At 42.3% G+C, this 18395-nt stretch carries 14 protein-coding genes; 13 read left to right on the top strand and 1 reads right to left on the bottom strand.

Going from position 1 to position 18395, the window contains the following annotated elements; translation table 11 throughout:
* Positions 1 to 19: 19 nt before the first annotated feature.
* The 4 genes from C6Y39_RS05155 to flgL are packed head-to-tail and all read left to right on the top strand — an operon-like array spanning position 20 to position 5407.
* The gene (locus tag C6Y39_RS05155) at positions 20 to 1132 is read left to right on the top strand and encodes a flagellar basal body P-ring protein FlgI (RefSeq protein WP_105930246.1); all 1113 of its coding nucleotides are present in this window, start codon (positions 20 to 22) and stop codon (positions 1130 to 1132) included.
* A 23-nt stretch (positions 1133 to 1155) separates the two neighbouring features.
* A complete protein-coding gene (gene flgJ, locus C6Y39_RS05150; RefSeq protein WP_105930245.1) occupies positions 1156 to 2106 on the top strand; it encodes a flagellar assembly peptidoglycan hydrolase FlgJ in 951 nt (316 codons plus the stop codon).
* Between the two features lie 27 nt (positions 2107 to 2133).
* Positions 2134 to 4176, top strand: a complete 2043-nt coding sequence (gene flgK / locus C6Y39_RS05145; protein WP_105930244.1) for a flagellar hook-associated protein FlgK — start codon at positions 2134 to 2136, stop codon at positions 4174 to 4176.
* A gap of 7 nt (positions 4177 to 4183) precedes the next feature.
* The gene (flgL, locus tag C6Y39_RS05140; protein WP_105930243.1) at positions 4184 to 5407 is read left to right on the top strand and encodes a flagellar hook-associated protein FlgL; all 1224 of its coding nucleotides are present in this window, start codon (positions 4184 to 4186) and stop codon (positions 5405 to 5407) included.
* 5 nt (positions 5408 to 5412) lie between these two features.
* Here the strand turns inward: flgL and C6Y39_RS05135 are convergent, their stop codons facing one another.
* On the bottom strand, positions 5413 to 6390 hold the full coding sequence (locus C6Y39_RS05135; protein WP_105930242.1) for a hypothetical protein: 978 nt from the start codon (positions 6388 to 6390) through the stop codon (positions 5413 to 5415).
* A gap of 239 nt (positions 6391 to 6629) precedes the next feature.
* Here C6Y39_RS05135 and C6Y39_RS05130 point away from each other — a divergent pair, with 239 nt between their 5' ends.
* The 9 genes from C6Y39_RS05130 (at position 6630) to C6Y39_RS05090 (ending at position 18356) form a co-directional block, all read left to right on the top strand.
* Entirely contained in the window at positions 6630 to 7481 is an 852-nt protein-coding gene (locus tag C6Y39_RS05130) for a flagellin N-terminal helical domain-containing protein (protein WP_105930241.1), read from the top strand.
* 788 nt (positions 7482 to 8269) lie between these two features.
* Positions 8270 to 9115: a flagellin N-terminal helical domain-containing protein gene (locus C6Y39_RS05125; protein ID WP_105930240.1), complete on the top strand. Its 846-nt coding sequence runs from the start codon at positions 8270 to 8272 to the stop codon at positions 9113 to 9115.
* Between the two features lie 720 nt (positions 9116 to 9835).
* Entirely contained in the window at positions 9836 to 10675 is an 840-nt protein-coding gene (locus C6Y39_RS05120) for a flagellin N-terminal helical domain-containing protein (protein ID WP_105930239.1), read from the top strand.
* Positions 10676 to 10769: 94 nt separating this feature from the next.
* Positions 10770 to 11258: a flagellar protein FlaG gene (locus C6Y39_RS05115; RefSeq protein WP_105930238.1), complete on the top strand. Its 489-nt coding sequence runs from the start codon at positions 10770 to 10772 to the stop codon at positions 11256 to 11258.
* 13 nt (positions 11259 to 11271) lie between these two features.
* Positions 11272 to 12702 carry a flagellar filament capping protein FliD gene (gene fliD / locus C6Y39_RS05110; protein WP_105930237.1) on the top strand — a complete coding sequence of 477 codons (1431 nt, stop codon included), beginning with the start codon at positions 11272 to 11274 and terminating at the stop codon, positions 12700 to 12702.
* 22 nt (positions 12703 to 12724) lie between these two features.
* A complete protein-coding gene (gene fliS, locus C6Y39_RS05105; RefSeq protein ID WP_105930236.1) occupies positions 12725 to 13153 on the top strand; it encodes a flagellar export chaperone FliS in 429 nt (142 codons plus the stop codon).
* Complete coding sequence (locus tag C6Y39_RS05100; RefSeq protein ID WP_105930235.1) at positions 13150 to 13467, top strand: hypothetical protein; 318 nt, start codon at positions 13150 to 13152, stop codon at positions 13465 to 13467. Before fliS ends, C6Y39_RS05100 begins: the two co-directional genes overlap by 4 nt.
* A 174-nt stretch (positions 13468 to 13641) precedes the next feature.
* Positions 13642 to 17175: a motility associated factor glycosyltransferase family protein gene (locus tag C6Y39_RS05095; protein WP_105930234.1), complete on the top strand. Its 3534-nt coding sequence runs from the start codon at positions 13642 to 13644 to the stop codon at positions 17173 to 17175.
* A complete protein-coding gene (locus C6Y39_RS05090) occupies positions 17172 to 18356 on the top strand; it encodes a glycosyltransferase family 2 protein (protein WP_105930233.1) in 1185 nt (394 codons plus the stop codon). Before C6Y39_RS05095 ends, C6Y39_RS05090 begins: the two co-directional genes overlap by 4 nt.
* Positions 18357 to 18395: the final 39 nt, after the last annotated feature.

The following is an 18395-nucleotide window of genomic DNA, read 5'->3' as shown; positions in this document are numbered from 1 at the left end:
TAAGGGTAGGAGAGTGAACATGCGTTTATTATCAGTTTTATTGGCCGTTTCCTCACTGCTTTTATCATCTCAAGTGGGGGCGCAGCGTATAAAAGACTTAGCGAGTATTCAGGGAGTGCGTAGTAACCAACTGGTAGGTTATGGTTTAGTTGTTGGCCTGCCAGGTACTGGTGAACAGAGCCCGTTTACTGAGCAAAGTTTTAGGACAATGTTGCGTAACTTCGGTATAAGTCTTGATGCCAATACCAAGCCCAAAATCAGAAACGTGGCAGCGGTTGCGGTTCACGCAGAACTTCCCGCTTTTGCCAAGCCAGGGCAGACCATAGATATTACGGTTTCTTCAGTAGGTGAGGCGGCTAGTCTTCAGGGCGGAACGCTGCTACAGACGTTTCTCCGTGGCGTAGATGGTGAAGTTTACGCGGTGGCGCAAGGTAGCTTAGTTGTTAGCGGATTTGGCGCACAAGGCGGCGACGGCTCTAGAATTGTAGTCAATACCCCAACCGTAGGCAGAATTCCAAACGGGGCCATGGTAGAGCGCTCGGTTCCCAGCGGTTTCGCCAATGGCGATACGCTAACCCTCAACCTTCATTATCCTGACTTTTCAACGGCAAAAGCGCTAGCCGACACCATTAATGAAAGATTGGGCGCGCAGCCTGAAAATGGCTACATCATCGCAAAACCCATCGACGCTGCATCTGTACGAGTTACCGCGCCGCGCGATGTAGGTCAGCGAGTAGGCTTCTTGGCTACCCTCGAAAACTTTGAGTTCACTCCGGCAGATGCACCGGCAAGAGTCGTGATTAACAGCCGCACTGGCACAATTGTAATTGGTAGTGACGTCCGTTTGTTGCCGGCCGCTATTACACACGGCGGGCTTACGGTAACGATTTCAGAGAACCAGCAGGTTTCACAGCCTAATGCCTTTGCTGACGGGCAAACGGCCGTTACCACACAGTCCATTGTGGATGTCGATTTAGCTGATAGCCGTATGTTTAAGTTCGAGCCAGGCGTAACGCTTGACCAACTAGTGCGCGCCGTAAACGAAGTTGGTGCAGCACCTGGTGACTTAATGGCAATCCTTGAAGCATTGCGTCAGGCAGGTGCTTTACGTGGCGAACTTATCATTATTTAACGGGTGTAAGTGGAATAAATACGATGGAATCACTCAGCACAAAAACTCAGCTTGATATGGCTCGAAACGTCCATGATATGGGCAGCATAAATAAAATGCGCGAAGCCATTGCGTCAGGCGATGAGACAGTATTGCAAGAAGCTGCGCAGCAGTTCGAGGCGATATTTGTGCAAATGATGCTGAAGTCTATGCGTAAGGCGCAAGATGCACTTGCTGACGAAAACAGCCCGTTTAACTCACAGCAAGTTAAATTTTATCGAGACATGCACGATCAGCAGCTCGCTACAGACCTAACATCAGGCGGTGGCTTAGGGCTTGCAGACGTTATCGTAAAACAGTTAGGGCAGACAGAAGATAGTTATACGCCCGCGAGCGTGATTAGAAGTGACGGTGATTTATCTTCTTTAAATAGAAACCGCGTACAAAACGTCGAGCAAGCTCAAGACGCAGCCCTTCACTCTGAATCAATAAAGAGCAAGTCAGCCCAAAAAGACGCCATGTTCGAGACACCTGAACAATTTATCGAAAGCCTTATGCCGATAGCCGAAAAAATAGCAGAAAAGTATGGCATGGATCCCAAAGCTATTGTGTCTCAGGCCGCAGTAGAAACGGGTTGGGGTAAATTTGTAATTCATAAGTCAGACGGCAGCAGTTCACATAACCTCTTTGGCATAAAGGCCAACAAGGGGTGGCAAGGTGAACAAGCGGTGGTGGACACATTGGAATTCAATAATGGACTTCCGCAAAAACAAAAAGCGGCATTTAGATCTTATTCATCGGTAGAAGAGGCCATGGAAGATTATGGCCGATTTATCACAACGCAGCCTCGCTATAGTCGGGCTGTTGACAACGCGTCTGATGCCCTCAAATACACAAGCGCGCTTCAAGAAGCGGGCTACGCTACTGACCCTGAATACGCAAGCAAGATAATGGCTGTTTATAACAGCGATCGTCTTCGCGGGCTAATGCCATAATTTCGGGCCATCGGTGAGGAGAATACAGTGAGTTCGGTTGACTTATATTCATTAGCGACAAGTGGCGTAAATGCCAGCAGTAAGCTATTGCAAACGACGAGCAACAACATAGCCAACGTGAACACGCCAGGCTATGTTCGTGAGCGCACTGAACTGCAAAATAGCCAAGTATTTGGTGTCGAAATTGGCAACACCGAGCGCATTATCAATGTGTTCGCCCAAAACCAACTTAGAAGAGATATTACAGCTGTTGGTGAGCTTGAAGCATTTTCTAGCAAAACAACGGCTATTGATAACTTGTTGGCAAGTGAAGCAAACTCTATTTCAAAAGGGTTGAGCGAATATTTCTCGGCGCTTCAAACCGCCGCTGACGATCCGACTAACCTCGCATCACGTGAGCAAGTACTTAGCAAGTCTGAGTCTCTCTACAATCGTATGAGAACCTTGTCGGATTACATGCTTGAAAAAGAAGAAGAACTCAATCTTGAGTTCACGTCGATGGTAAACAGAGCGAATACGCTGATAGGCAGTATCGGTGATTTGAATCGCAACATTGTTATTGCAAATGGCAACAGTACGAGCGACCAGCCGAGTGCCCTACTTAACGAGCGAGACCAGGCTATTGATGAGCTCGCCTCAATAATGGGAATAACCGTAAAGGAAAGTACAACGCAAAACGGCGCGGTAACCATTAACCTTACCTCAGGTGAGTCTCTCGTTCTTGAAAACGGTGCGTTTAATCTTTTCGAGTTGAGCTCTAGCGCTGATTTGACCACCAAGGAAATCAAGTTAGAAACTGATTTTGGTTCACAAACTAAAAATAACGCGTCCCTACGTATACTAGAAAGTGATCTTGGCGGCGCATTAGGCGGCTTATTCAACTATCGAAATGAAGTCTTAGGCCCAACGATGCGTGACGTTGGTCAGTTATCTGTAGCCTTTGCGGACGCTATGAATACCCAAAACAAGCTGGGCATGGACTTAGATGGCCAAATCGGTGGTAACATTTTTGACATTCCCTCGTTTAGAGGCTTAGCGTATGAAGACACCAATGGTGACTACGTAGTTACAGCACAGATCACGGAAGGCAAGGGCGCTGAATTAACTGATGCTGATTATAAAATTGAAGTAACGGCGGTTGCTGCTGGGGTACCCAGTGAGATAGAAATTACGTTTTTAAACCCAGACGGCACGCCCAAAAAAGACGGTTCAGGCATAGACATTATTTTTTCAAACTTTGCCGTTACACCTGGTTTTAACGAGTTGCCCGGTGGTATTGAAATCGACTTTTCGGGAAGCGACCCTTACACCGTTGGCAATGAATTTTTAGTTCAGCCGACTAAAGATGTAGCTTCAAAAATAAGTTTTGCGACAAATCGTCCTGAAGATTTAGCTTTTGCTAATCCCGTGAGAGCCGGGGCTGATAGCGCAAACTTAGGTAGTGCAAATATTATTGATGTTTCCGTATCAAACACAGAAATAGGAACGTCTGCTTTTGATGGAGCGGGAGGCCTTCTAAATTCTGCGCCTGCTCAAATCAGTTTTACGGCGGCTGATACGTATAATGTTTTGGATGGAAGTGGAACGGTGCTCGCTACCGTTACTGGCACAACGAATTTAAATAATCTTATCAGCCAAGCAGGCATTAGCCCTGACCCAGGGTTTGATCTGAGTTTAGATGGCGTGCCTAAAGCCGGGGATAGCTTTTCAATTAGCTATAATACAGACGGCTTTAATGACAATAGTAATGCGCTTAATTTAGCTGCTCTTCAAAATGAAAATAAAGTACAGGTGAGCAGTGAAGCTACCAACAAGCCTCGTACGTTTCAGGATGCGTATGCGTCTATGGTTGGGCGAATTGGCGAAGACGCTTCAATGGCTAATGTTTCACTGGCCTCAGCAGAAGCGATGAAAGTGCAATCGCAAAATTGGTTTGAGTCTGTTTCGGGTGTAAGCTTAGATGAAGAAGCGGCCAACTTGATAAAATATCAGCAAAGCTATGCCGCAGCAGCGCGAATTCTATCGACCGCTCAAGAGCTGTTTAATACCATTCTGCAGTCAGCAAGGTAGGTGATTTATGCGTATATCAACGAATCAAATTTATGACCAAAACATGCGCTCGATTATGCAGAATCAGGGCGATTTGGCAAAGACACAAGAGCAACTGGCCTCTGGCAAGCGCATAATTACGCCTAGCGACGACCCTGTTGGTGCGGCAAAAGTGCTTCGCTTGACAGAAGAAATTGACGAGCTCACCCAGTTCCAGCGTAACAACGATCTGGTCACTGGCTCGCTTGAACAGCAAGAGGCTGTGCTAACCAATATTACCGATTCAATTAACCGTGCACGCACACTTATCGTTCAGTCGGGTAACGGCATTCTATCTGACCCTGATAAGCGCGCTATAGGGGCTGAATTAGAACAAATTAAGCTCGAAGTGTTTGATCTTATGAACACGCAAGATGCTGATGGGAACTATTTATACGCTGGCTTCCAATCAGGTAACCAGGCGTTTGAATACAACCCAGCAGCAGGTGGCAACGCCATCACGTTCGCAGGCGATCCTGGAGTAAGCTTCGTTCAGCTATCAAATAGTTCGAAGATTCAATCAACCAGTAATGGTTACGAAGTGTTTGAAAACGTGCTATCACGGTTCAAATTCTCAGTTGATAGTACTGTTGGCGCTACAGTGAACACTGCATCGGTTAAACAGCAGGGAACATTCGACACTTTTTTTGACAAAAACTATGACCCGGTAAATGCTGCGAACAACGATTATCGCATTAATTTTCTAGCGTCAGGGCAGGCTGAACTTGTCAATCAAGGAACCGGAACGGTTGTCGACTCAGTTTCTTATACCTCTGGTCAGCCTTTCACTATAAAGGGAATGGAGTTTGAAGCGACGGCCGCGCCTGGCGATAGTATCGACTTATCCTTTAATGCGCCTGAGAAAAAAAGCATGGCCCAGTCTATTCACGAAATTCAAACGATTTTGATGGACTCCACAATAGATAATTCAGCGCTTCAAGAATCGATAGCCGATGCATTAGTAGGTCTAGATAACGGGCTTGAAAAGCTTTCTTTAGAGCGTGCTTCGATTGGTAGCCGGCTAAATATAGCCGAGAGTACTTACGAAAGTAATCTAGATATGGAAATTGCTGCGAAAGCGCAGCGTTCGTCAATTCAGGATGTGGATTACGCCGAAGCATCTACTGAATTTGCGAAGCAAGAAACGGCATTAAGTGCCGCGCTAGCTACTTTTCCTAAAGTGGCTAACTTGTCGTTATTTGATTTTGTCTAATAATTCTAATGTGTTAATTCAGTGACACCGGATAAACACGCCATATAGACTCGGGCTTCATTGTCTACATGACAAGAGTAGTAGGAAACATACAGGCGGTCGTTTTCTACTACTAAACCTGGATAACTCGTATCTTTACTGCTTGGCAACGTATGTAGTTCTTCAAGTTTTTTCGAGTCACTGTTGAACAGCCAAATTTTCGTAGAGAACTCTCTAGTTTCCCATTTGACGTGTCTTCCAGCGACAATAAATCGATTTCTACTTATTGCTACAGCCGCAGGACCGCCTATGTAAATTCCCAAATCGTGCCATTTCCATTTAGTAAAGGGGGGCTTCGATGTGCCAAATTGTGCACTGAAAGTATCGGCATCTCTTCTTAAAAATACCGAGGCGTTGCCGTCGTCATCAAACAAGATTGTGCTTTCATTAGGGTAGCCTTTGCCTTGCTTTTTTAGGTTAAAAACATCCTCTTTATGGGGCCGCATTGTGCGAGTGGGGTCGCCCTTATAAAGAGATAATGTGTTTGAGGGCCGATTGTAAGCAAATCCGTAGGCTTCAAAACCAAACCATTCATGGTTCCACAACCACCACCCGCTTTTACCAAAACTATTTTTGCCTGACCAAGATTGTCCTGTAGTTGAAAAGTAAGTCAGCATTTTGGTGACCATTTTTCCGGTAGCTAAGTATGTTTTTGCGTAAGTAGTTAGGATAAGCCGTGTCCCATCGAAAGAAAATTTAGGATCTCTTAAATCTGCATTGTTTTCTCTGATTGTCATTTTCCTGAGAACGCGAAAAGTCTTTTTTTCTACTGTCAGAATAACGAGAAAACCATCGGCACTGACGTGATTAGTTGCTAGGCGATAACAACACAGTAATGTTTGACCGCCTTCGTCGAAAGGATTTTTAATTAAATCGGTGAATGCACTATGGGCAGCAGGCTTAGAAATACGCATTAAATTAACTAGATTCAACTTTTTTTTCACCTTAAATCTTCCTTAAAAATCCAATGGTTACAAACGCATTTGCGGGTTCTTGGCGGCAATATATTACCGCTTATCGGCAAAAATCGTAATTTTTCCTAAAGGGAATTTACATTTTGTCGATACAGATTCTGAGAGAGCCAGTTCATCAATTACCCCTCAGGTCTTGATGACTACTAAAACAAAACGTCGGCAATGCCGACAGCCAGCGCACGCTGGACTGAGAGTGTAGGAGAGACTTTATGTCTATGTTCGTTAATACCAATGTATCCTCATTGAATGCCCAGCGTCAGCTATTTGATGTTAGTAATTCTTTGAGCACGTCTTTTGAACGCCTTTCTTCAGGCTTCCGTATCAACAGCGCTGCTGATGATGCTGCAGGTCTACAGATTACCGATCGAATGACTTCACAAATTCAAGGACTTAACCAAGCTGTACGTAATGCAAACGATGCGATTTCACTGTCGCAAACTGCAGAGGGTGCACTATCTGAAACAACAACAGCACTACAGCGTATACGTACGCTTTCTATTCAGTCGCAAAACGGTATCAACAGCTCAGCTGACCGTGTAGCACTGCAAAAAGAGGTGTCAGCACTACGTACTGAGATTTCGCGTATCTCTACAACAACACAGTTTGCTGGTGTAAACATTCTATCAGGCGATTTCTCTGCTAAATTCCTTGTAGGCGCCAACGCAGGTCAGACTATTTCTGTAAACCTTTCTAGCCCAACGCTAACACGTGCTGGTGTTAATGGCTTTAGTGCGACAGGATTGAATATCACAGGAACTGGTGTTGACGTTCTTACGAGCGAAAACGCTTCTGGTCTTTTAGCAAAAGTTGACAGCGCCATATCTGCAATTGGTGGTTTACGCGCAGACCTAGGTGCGCTACAAAACCGTTTCCAGTCTACAATTCGTAACTTGAGCAACATCTCAGAAAATGTTTCTGCTGCGCGCTCTCAGATCAAAGATACGGATTTTGCTACTGAAACGGCAAACCTAACGCGTAACCAGATTATTCAGCAGGCAAGCACAACTGTATTGTCGCAGGCTAATCAGCGTCCGCAGGCAGCATTATCGCTACTTGGTTAATACTATATCGAGAGTGGAGCCAGGGGGTAGTGCTCTAGTCCACAAAGCGATTCATAAAGCCGATACCGATAAGGTATCGGCTTTATTTTTTCTCGATTAAGATAACTTACGTAGTCAAACGGTCAAAACGAGATTAACCATCGGCATTTTTTAATTTTTAACTACCCTAGTGTTTATTCGTCAGACATATACCCAATCTCGCCTCGATACTACTTCCGCTATAAGCTTCTCCGATCCTATGTAGCTGATAATAAGAAATTTTTATCTGAAAACTAAAAAACCTCCAAAATATTTTAAAAAACACTAAAGTAATTTTCCCAAAGTGACGATAACTATTACAAAGGGAGATATAAGAGGCTTTATACTTCCTGAGCCAATAAAATAGTAGTTTACATTGTCAATATTTAGCTTTTGATGGGTAGATAACTTTTTTTAAATTGGTTTTAAAGTTAGGAAAAACAGTGTTTTATCTTTGTTTGGATAAATTTTTAAAAATTTCTAAAGAAAATTTGTTTGAGTGACGATAAATAAGAAGGTTTGTTGGGCGAGGGACTGCTGACTGGCGAGAGTGAAGCCAGGAGGTAGTGAGAGGTTTGAGGTCTGGAACATCAAACTCACCAGCCAGCAAAGAGAAGTAACTTCTCTGTATAGCAAGTTTTATCGGTAGTGTGCCGGTAAAACGTCAGATTACTCTGACACCTGAATAAAGCACAGGCTATGCCATTTTTAAAACTACAGCGCAGATAATAAAAACAATAGCGCAATCTCGAAACTGTTAGGAGAGACCCATGAGTCTATTTGTTAATACCAATGTGTCATCGTTAAATGCACAACGTCAATTATTCACAACTGGCAATAACTTAAGCACTGCTTTTGAACGTCTATCATCTGGCTTTCGAATCAATAGCGCTGCTGACGACGCTGCTGGTCTTCAAATTACCGACCGTATGACATCTCAGATTCAAGGTCTGAACCAAGCGGTAAGAAATGCAAACGATGGTATATCGCTTGCGCAAACGGCTGAAGGAGCGATGGCTGAGACTACAACGGCGCTTCAACGCATTCGCACCTTAGCAATTCAATCACAGAACGGTATTAATAGCTCAGCGGACCGTGTTGCGCTTCAAAAAGAAGTCTCTGCACTTCGCACGGAAATATCGCGCATTTCGACGACAACGCAATTCGCAGGTGTAGACATTTTAACGGGTGATTTTTCTGCCAAGTTCCTTGTTGGCGCCAACGCAGGGCAGACTATATCAGTAAACTTATCTGCACAGGCACTGGGTCGCGCAGGTGTTAATGGTTTCAGTGCGACAGGCCTAGGAATTATCGCTGACGACGTGTTAACCGAAGCTGGTGCATCACGTTTGTTAACCGCGGTAGACAAAGCAGTATCGGCAATTGGCGGCCTACGCGCTGATCTAGGTGCCTTACAGAACCGTTTTCAGTCAACTATTCGTAACTTGAGTAATATTTCTGAAAACGTGTCTGCGGCAAGATCGCGTATCAAAGATGCTGACTTTGCCACTGAAACGGCAGAGTTAAGCCGCAACCAGATATTACAGCAGGCAAGTACCACAATTCTTGCCCAGGCGAACCAGCGCCCACAGGCTGCATTATCACTACTTGGCTAATGACCAAAGTTAGTTATTAGGCGCTTATTTGGGAAGGAGTTGAGAGGCCATCCCCTAAAGAAAGGTTAGCAGCCATTTAGGCCGCTCCTTTGAGAAAGCGCCGACTAACAGGACTGAGAGTGTAGAAGTGTTGGTTGAGAGGCCAGTTTATCCTACTAAACCCTGCCAGCCGACAGAAACTGAATTTGCTCAATCTCCTAACGTGAGCAAATTGGCCGAGATTAAATTGTCTCGGCCTTTTTTTATTTTTACCGAAACATCCCACCAATTTCAAACTGCGGTAGAGCAACGCCGCGAGTTCATATTATCTAAAGCATATTAAGTGCCAACTCAAAAATTATAAGATTATCTCTGTCTCCAACTTATCACTTACCACCAAAATTGTTCCCTTTAATCTACTTTGTTTAAGAACGACTACTCTTTCTCCTTCCTTGAAAGGACCCAGTTAGTACGATTGATACTGCGTTAAATTAGAATTAAATCTTCGATAAAAATTTATTTTTTGCTTATAAATCATTGCTGTAGATTGCTGGGTCTAGTTTTTTTTAAAAAAAATAAAAAAAAAGCTAAAGAACCTAAAGCCTTGGCCGATACCTATTGTTGAGGGGTAATTTAATTTACTTTTATATTGAGGTGTTAGCAGGAGTAGTGACCCGGCTAATATGAACTGGAAGGATTTGATCATAGCAGTTTTGCCATCGAATCCCTAGGAGGTAATCTATGTCTTTATTTGTAAATACCAATGTTTCATCGATCAACGCGCAGCGTCAGCTTTTTGACGTGAACGATCGCTTGAATACGTCGTTCGAAAGACTTTCATCGGGATTCCGCATTAACAGTGCATCGGATGACGCTGCAGGTCTACAAATTTCTGATCGTCTCACATCGCAGGTACAAGGTCTTAACCAGGCCGTGCGAAATGCTAACGACGCTATCTCTTTGTCGCAAACAGCAGAAGGTGCGCTTAGCGAAGTTACCACAAGCCTACAGCGTATACGTACTCTTGCTGTACAATCACAGAACGGTATTAATAGCTCTGCTGATCGTCTGGCACTACAAAAAGAAGTGTCTGCTTTACGTACAGAAATTTCACGCATCGCTACCGATACACAGTTTGGTAACGTGAACATATTAGATGGTAATTTTTCTGCGAAGTTTCTTGTTGGTGCTAATGCTGGCCAAACAATTTCGGTAAATTTGTCATCAACAAATCTAGGTTCCATTAGCGGATTCAGTGCTACAGGTCTTGGCATCACTACAAACAGCGTTGCTACAGCGGGCGGTGCATCAGCCTTACTTAGTGATGTTGACGCTGCTATCTCTGGTATTGGTGCGGTTCGTGCAGACCTAGGTGCACTTCAGAACCGTTTTCAGTCAACTATCCGCAACCTAAGTAATATTAGTGAAAACTTATCTTCGGCTCGTTCACAAATTCGAGACACAGATTTTGCTGCGGAAACAGCAGAGTTAACGCGAAACCAGATTATTCAGCAGGCATCTGTTTCTGTACTAAGCCAGGCAAATCAGCGTCCACAAACTGCGCTGTCTTTGCTCGGATAAGCTATACTTTAAAATAGCGACCTTAGTTGAGATGTAGCGGGTGCTTGCTTTTTAAGCAAGGGCCCGTTTTGTTGTTTCAGTCGGGAGGTATTACGTGGAAATTCAAAATACCCAAGTTGGCCAAGTGTTTGCATCACTAGCTCCTAAGAATTCTGAAGTTGTTGAAGCTGATATTCAGAATAAAACTGCTGTTCTTGAAAGTAGTGAACCGGCTACATCTAGCGATACGCGTCGAGGCAATACGCGACTGGCAATTGATGAGTCGAATAATACAGAAAGGCAGCAAATTCTTTCTCAAGGTTCTCAAGCGCAGGCCGATAAAAGTGAAGAAGAGCGTAATGGTATTGAGTTAGATGATGCTGTTGCGAAAGTTGAATCATTCTTAAAAGTTCAGAATCGGGATTTAGCGTTTACTATTGATGAAAATACTAATCGTTCGGTAGTGACAGTTAAAGATTCAAAATCTGGTGATGTTATAAGGCAAATACCTTCAGAAGAAGTGTTAAAGCTTGCCGATCGAATCCAAGAGTTACAACAGGATGTTGGGGACAGTGTGGGAGTGTTTATCAACAATCAAGTTTAGTTTGAGGTAAAGTATGACAATTCAGTCTCTAGGTGTAGGATCGGGTTTAGCCCTTGATGATCTTGTACAACAACTTCTTAGCGCAGAACGCCAACCTAAAGAGGAGCGTTTGAACGCAAAAGAAGAGCGTATCGAGGCTGAAATATCTGGCCTTGGTAAAATAAAGTCTAAGCTCTCTGACTTTAAGGACGCTGTTGACGAATTAAGAAGCGACAACGGCATCAATGGTCGTGAGCCCACCATTTCTAATCCCTTAGAAGACAATGATGTTCTTTCTGCCGAGGCTTCTAACTCAGCGCTTCGCGGGAGTTACGAAATTGTTGTAGAGCAGCTAGCGTCTGGTAGTCGAATTACAACAGACGCAGGTGCATTTACGTCAAGCAGCGACCCCGTACTTACTTCAGGAACAGGCTCATTAACGTTTGACGTGGGCGGAAATAAAAGCTTTACCGTAGACGTTACCGCTGGGATGTCACTCACCGCATTACGCGAAAAAATAAACAACTCTGATAACAACTTTGGTGTAACCGCAAACATCATTGATACAGGAACCGGTGCAGGGCCTCGTTTAGTATTTTCGTCGAACGAAACCGGCGATGGGAACGATCTCGTCATTACCAATGACACTGGCGCTGCAGAGTTAGATAGATTGTCAACGGCAGGAGGCACAAATAATATCAGTGCCGCAAATATTCAGAGTGCTAAAAATGCAGTTGCTTATATTGACGGTATCGAAGTTCAGAGTAGCTCCAATGAATTTGAAAACACGATTCAAAACGTTTCATTTGAAGTAAATGAAGTCTCACCTAAAGATGCTGCAGGCGATTTCTTAGCTACTAAACTGAATATTGGTTATGACAAAGAAGGTTTAGATAAAAAAATTAGAGATTTTGTCGATAACTACAATTCTCTGATTGATGAAATAAAAACCCTGACGCGCTATGGTGAATCTGAGCTTGAAGACGATGGCGCATTAGCAGGAGATTCACTACTGCGCGGTATACAAAGCGGATTAGCTTCTATCGTTGGCGATAGCGTAAGTTCTTCCTCATTAGGTGGACTCTTCCAGATCGGTATTGAATTTAATGATGACGGAAAGCTCGAAGTCGGCACAACTGATTTTGGATTGGGTTCTGGCGAAGACAGACTAGAAGATGCTTTAGAAGATAACTTTGATGAAATAGCAAAATTGTTTACTGATCCTGACGAAGGCATCGCGACTCGACTTTATGATTTCTCTAAGGAATATACCTCATTTAGTGGACTAATTAGCTTAAGAGAGCGCGCAGCCAAGGATGATCGGGATGATCTATTTGATGAGCGTGAGACTCTCGAACTGCGTATGTTAAATTATGAAGAAATCCTTCGAGATAAATATTTAAACCTCGACCAAACCGTTGCGCAATTAAACCAAACTGGTTCCGCGCTTTTAGCGTCGCTATAAATAACATAAATTTGGAGTTTTTATGTCACTTAAAGGTATAAATGCGTATCGCAAAGGTAACCTTAAGCAAGATATTGCTAATGCCGATCCGCATAAACTTACACTTATGCTTCTTCAAGGCGCATTGGACAGGATTGCATACGCTAAAGGGGCCATGGAACGCAAAGAATTGGTAGCCAAAGCCGATTTCATTTCAAAAGCGAATGCGATCATAATGCATCTGCGTGACACTCTTGATTTGGAAGTGGGCGGTGAAGTCGCTGAGAATATGTTTGCGCTATATAACTATATGATTGAGCGCTTGAATGATGCACATTTTAACAACGACTTGAATATGTTAGATGAAGTGTCTAGCCTATTAACACCTATCCGAGACGCATGGGTACAGATTCCTGAAGAGGCGAAACAGGAAGCTTACGAAGCCCAGCGTCAGAAACGACAAGCTGTGTGAAAATACAAGACCTTAACCACTCTTTAACGCCAACGGCGCTGCAAAACTTAAACGAAAGCATTGCGGCGCAGTTACTGTTGGACCAAGAAAAATCCTCTGATTACGCTATGCTGAGAACATTGTTAGCAGAGCGAGATCGCCTTATAAAAGACCACTTAAACTCACTTTCTGTTAGCGAAAAGCGGCAATTTTCTGAAAAAGAATTGGTCGTCAATCGCCTCCTAGAGGAGTTGGCCTTTAAATTGCTTGAATCTTCAAAAGAAGAGATTATTCAATTTGTTAGAGGCAAGGCTGCAGTCAAAAAATACAAATAGAAGTATTTTTGCTTTAAATAGCATTGGTTTATTCATTTGACATAGCTTTCATACTTGAGCCTCCTGTAAGCTCCTCTTGTTGCGTCAAAATTATGTCTCGTTCTTAAATAAAACTAGAATTTTAAAAATCGTATAATTGGCAGAGCTCTTTGATTAAGGCGCTGGAGTCGAAAAATGCTAAAAGATATTAGAATCCACTTAGACCCAGATGAAAAGAAACAAAGCGAGCTAGAAAAGAAACTCGCTGAACGAGTTACACAAAATTATCGGCGAAACTTCGGGGCATTCAAGGCATATGTACCTAATATCGTCGATACAATTGTGCAAGCTGCAACGCTAGATATTTCCATTTTTACTAATCGGAATGGCGAACTTAATATTGTCAATTACAGCAACGGTCGTACATTCTACGATTTGTCACCCGAGAAGGAAGTTCAAGCTCAGTATGTCGAAAAATTACTTCACTGTACATATTGCGATCTAGAAAGAAATGTAAGCTATAACTCTAACGATGAACATTACTTACCTATTTATGACAGATACTTATCGCAACCCCCTTTAACAAAAGACATCAATTTACTCGTTGTTATGGGAGTGGGCTTAGGCTTTCATATTCGAACATTGGTTGAAAACCATAACATCAAACACCTTGTTATTTATGAGCCGGAAGAGCAATATTTTTTTGCTTCACTCTATACACCAAATTGGAAAGTCATACTAGAAACGGCCAAGTCGAAAGGCACTGCACTTTATTTTCAATTAAAAAATAGTGGTATATCTATGTCTAACGACATAGAGGAACTGAAAACGCATTTTCCAATTTCAGGTTTTTATTTTTATCGGCATTATAATCACAATACGTTCAACCTTCTCGAAAATGCATTACTTACTTCTAGTTGGGAGAACTTTCAAAAAGATGGTATCAGCAAACAGCTAAGAAAGTCTGAGGAAAGTCTCCTGCCGCATTGGAACAAACCTGTTTCAATGGAGCGACTTTATGAGGCGAGCAAAGAGGAGCGTTTTACTCTCAATGTAGAAGCTTTTAAACGCTACGTCCCGAATATTGCCAATGAATTTGAGTGCTACACACCTAATTATTGGGTTCCAATGCAGGACGCGCGCGGTGCAGTAAACATATTTAGCAAAGTATCTCTGGCTAATTGGTACAGTGATTCACCATTTGAAGATGCCAGTATAAATTTCGAAAACTTCAAAGAGTATCCGAATAAAGATGGCTTAATATTGGGGTATAACGGGGTTAAGCTGAAGCATTATCAACACTTTCAGTTTGTTAAAAAGGCAGAGAAACTTCTAAAAGACGCAGGAGATAAAACAAGTAAGCTACCCGAGCAGATAAAGTCGCTAATTCTATTTGGTATTGGACCTCAGTTAGAAACGTTGTTTGAGAACAACGATGTTGAAAAGCTCTTCGTCTGTGAGCCTAATCGCGACCTATTCTATGCATCGCTTTATTTAATAGACTGGGCAAATATTCTTGAGCGCATCGACCAGAAAGGCGGACGTTTATACATTAATGTTGGAGATGATGGCTCAAATCTATTTAGAGATTTGCTGAATCAGTTTTATTCTGTTGGTCCCTACATTCTCGCTAATACATACTTTTATCAGACCTATCATAACACCAAGATGGTTCATACCATTAGTCAGCTGCGTGAGCAGTTGCAAGTTGTTATTGCCATGGGGGAAAACTTTGATCATGCTCGCTACGGCATTGCGCATACAAAAGAAACCATAGGTAGAAAGTATCCACTTCTTTTAAAGGACCCTGCAAAAAAACTATCACTAGCAGACAAGGATATTGCAGTCTTCATCGTAGGAAATGGCCCGTCACTAGATAGCACAATCGATGCTATCAAGTCTTTTAAAGACAAAGCTATCGTGGTCTCGTGTGGTACAGCGCTTATGCCGTTGTATAAAAATGGCATAGTTCCAGATTTCCATGCAGAAATCGAACAAAATCGTTCTACTTTTGATTGGAGCTGCCGGGTTAACGACTTTGCTTTTTTAAAGCAAGTAGACTTGTTGTCATGTAATGGAATTCATCCAGATACATGTAAGTTGTTTAGAAATACTTATATCGCATTTAAAGAAGGTGAATCTTCTACGGTTTCTTCACTAAAGTTACTCGGTGAAAAAAACTACGAAGAACTTCAGTTTGCTTATCCTACGGTATCCAATTTTGCTATAAACCTGTTTACCTTGATGGGATTTCAGCAGCTTTACTTGTTCGGAGTCGATTTAGGTTTTGCAGAACAAGATAAACATCATTCAAAGCAGTCTGGCTATTATGACAATCATGGAAAGGAAAAATATAGTTATAAAGAACGGCATAATACCAATATCGTGGTGCCAGGAAACTTCAAGAAAAGTGTGTTCACCAAGTATGAATTTAAAGTTTCCAAAGCCATTATTGAGCGCACGCTTGCAAAAGCTAAAGTAGATTGTTTTAACACAAGTGACGGTGCGCTTATTGCTGGCGCGAAACCATTACCTGTAGACGACATCCTGTTAGTGACATCTGCCTATGAAAAAGAGGAGGTGTTGAGAAAAGTTAAGACAGAAGCGTTTCAACCTTTGTCGGAAGAACGCGATTTTTTACACGAATACGACAGTTTTTACGATCAGTCAACCTTAGAAAAACAATTGAATGAGTTTGTAGCGATGACGCAAGATGCTTTTGAAGTGTCGGACGATGCAGAGCACTACACAGAAAAACTTAAAAAGAAGTTGTTTTCGTCATATCAAGAGGGAAGGTCACTTCTTTTCTATTATCTTTACGGTACGGTAAATTTTGCTAATTCTGCATTCAGTAAGTTGCTTTATTCGGATGAATCAGAATACGAAAAAGTGTCACGTCTCAATATGCTAAGGGAAGCATGGCTTGAAACACTAGAAATGATTCGAGGTGCGATCCTGCAAGGGAATCACATATTCGATCACGTCTCTAGTTTTGTGCCAGAGCGTGAGGCTATTTTTATAAAAGAACAAAGCCAACAATTTACCGCACGATCTAATCTGAGTGAGAACGATAATAAATTCATAAAACAATATTTAGATGCGGTTTCTGAAATAGACAAACAGTGGTTCGAGCCCAACACTAACAATAATGAGACCGCATTACTCTGTGACGAAAAAAATTACCCTACGAAAGAAAGTATGTCTGGGGCACATGTCGTTGTACAAATTGATAAAGATACATCCCAGAAAGCGTTAGCAGATTTCTTCTGTAAACAAAATACGATTTTATATCATCATCCAGTGTTTGACTTTAAATATGACGTTGATGCGTACCTTAATGGTGAAACTGTTTTCTATCATTCAATTAATAAAGCATCTTGGACTGTAAAGGCTTGGATTCAGAAAAAGATTGCACTAGTCATTCTGCCAAAGCTTTATTTTGTGGGTGAAAGTAAAGAAGTTTCAGATGGTTTAAGGGATTATGCAGAACATGTGTTAAGTATGTTCCCGGATCATGTCAGCTATATCGATTATCCAAATTACATTATGATTCCAAAGGATAACGCTCAATATAATGACTACATAGTCGATAAATTGGGTAATAGAGGTGTTGTATGTGTTGGCAAGCCAAAGGTTGAGTCGATGTTTCTTGAAGGGGTGAGCAAACGTGAAGCACATCAACAAATTGAAAATAATATTATGTGGTGGGGCTTTGGAAATGAGCGATGAATTTTTCTGACAAGGCCGCTGAAATAGCAACAATGAACAGCACGCCATTGGTATCTGTGATTGTACCGAACTACAGGCACGAAAAGTACCTTGAGAAAAGACTCAGCACTATCATCAACCAAACGCATAGTAATATTGAAATTATATTGCTAGATGATGGTAGTCCTGATAAAAGCGAGGAAGTGCTTACCGCATTTGCTTCAGCCTGTGAGAAAGTTGTTGGCTTGTACGTCAACAATTCAAATTCAGGATTACCTATAAAACAATGGATAAAAGGGGTTTCATTAGCTAAAGGCGATTTTATTTGGATAGCCGAGAGCGATGACGAAGCTGAGCCAGAATTGATTACCACACTTCTTTCTATTTTAAAGGGCAATCCCTCAGTCGGCATGGCTTACTGCGACAGCGAAATAATTGATGAAAGTAGTCAAATTATCGCTAGGTATGACTACTCCTCTCATCACTATTCTGACGATGGGCTGTGGAAGCAAGACTTCTTCATGAAGGGAAGAGACTTTGTTACAGATTACATGGCTTATCGCAATGTAATACCCAACGTAAGTGCGGTATTGTTTAACGCTTCAGTTTTGAAAAAGAACCTCCGTGAATGCGACTTCAAATACTGCGCAGATTGGGCGCTTTACAATAGAATACTGTTGTCGCATGACATTGCTTTCACCTGTATCCCTCTGAATAAATTTAGAAAACATGTTCAAACAACGCGTTGGCACAACAAGAAAAGTTATGCGATAGAGTTAAGAGAAAAGTTTACGCTATTGAAATCATTGAGGAGTGCTGTGGGTTTAAACAAAGGTGCCCAAAGTAATATTAATTCTTCATTGAGCTTTATTTTTTCGAACAGGCATAAATTCAAGAGGGTTGAGTATTTGTGCAGTCAGATTGCTGCTCTGGACAACTCTTTAATTACAGAACTGTACATATTTGGCGCTAATGATATAGCCGAGCGTGCTGTCGAAACATCACTTGCAATGAATGTTAAGCCCATCGTCATAGATACCTTTAAAGCGGGACAAATATTTAAGGGAATAGAAGTTTTGCCTTTAAATCTCAATAGTTTCAATGCTGCGAGTGCCGTTGTTATTTGCTCTTTAAGCTATCAACAGCCAATGCAAGCGATACTTGAAAACTGTGGCTTCGAAGGGTTGGTGTTACGAGTATAGAGAAGACTGATGAACAAAAGCATTCTTATAGTTGGATGG

This window comes from Alteromonas gracilis (assembly GCF_002993325.1).
GTDB classification, from domain to species: domain Bacteria; phylum Pseudomonadota; class Gammaproteobacteria; order Enterobacterales; family Alteromonadaceae; genus Alteromonas; species Alteromonas gracilis.
The sequence above is the reverse complement of the archived record's forward strand: the minus strand, read 5'-3'. Positions and strand labels throughout refer to the sequence as shown.

Bases quoted from the DNA above. Each gene is read 5' to 3' on its own strand.
- C6Y39_RS05155 (WP_105930246.1), top strand. From the start codon at position 20: ATGCGTTTATTATCAGTTTTATTGGCCGTTTCCTCACTGCTTTTATCA.
- flgJ (WP_105930245.1), top strand. From the start codon at position 1,156: ATGGAATCACTCAGCACAAAAACTCAGCTTGATATGGCTCGAAACGTC.
- flgL (WP_105930243.1), top strand. From the start codon at position 4,184: ATGCGTATATCAACGAATCAAATTTATGACCAAAACATGCGCTCGATT.
- C6Y39_RS05130 (WP_105930241.1), top strand. From the start codon at position 6,630: ATGTCTATGTTCGTTAATACCAATGTATCCTCATTGAATGCCCAGCGT.
- C6Y39_RS05125 (WP_105930240.1), top strand. From the start codon at position 8,270: ATGAGTCTATTTGTTAATACCAATGTGTCATCGTTAAATGCACAACGT.
- C6Y39_RS05120 (WP_105930239.1), top strand. From the start codon at position 9,836: ATGTCTTTATTTGTAAATACCAATGTTTCATCGATCAACGCGCAGCGT.
- fliD (WP_105930237.1), top strand. From the start codon at position 11,272: ATGACAATTCAGTCTCTAGGTGTAGGATCGGGTTTAGCCCTTGATGAT.
- fliS (WP_105930236.1), top strand. From the start codon at position 12,725: ATGTCACTTAAAGGTATAAATGCGTATCGCAAAGGTAACCTTAAGCAA.
- C6Y39_RS05095 (WP_105930234.1), top strand. From the start codon at position 13,642: ATGCTAAAAGATATTAGAATCCACTTAGACCCAGATGAAAAGAAACAA.
- C6Y39_RS05090 (WP_105930233.1), top strand. From the start codon at position 17,172: ATGAATTTTTCTGACAAGGCCGCTGAAATAGCAACAATGAACAGCACG.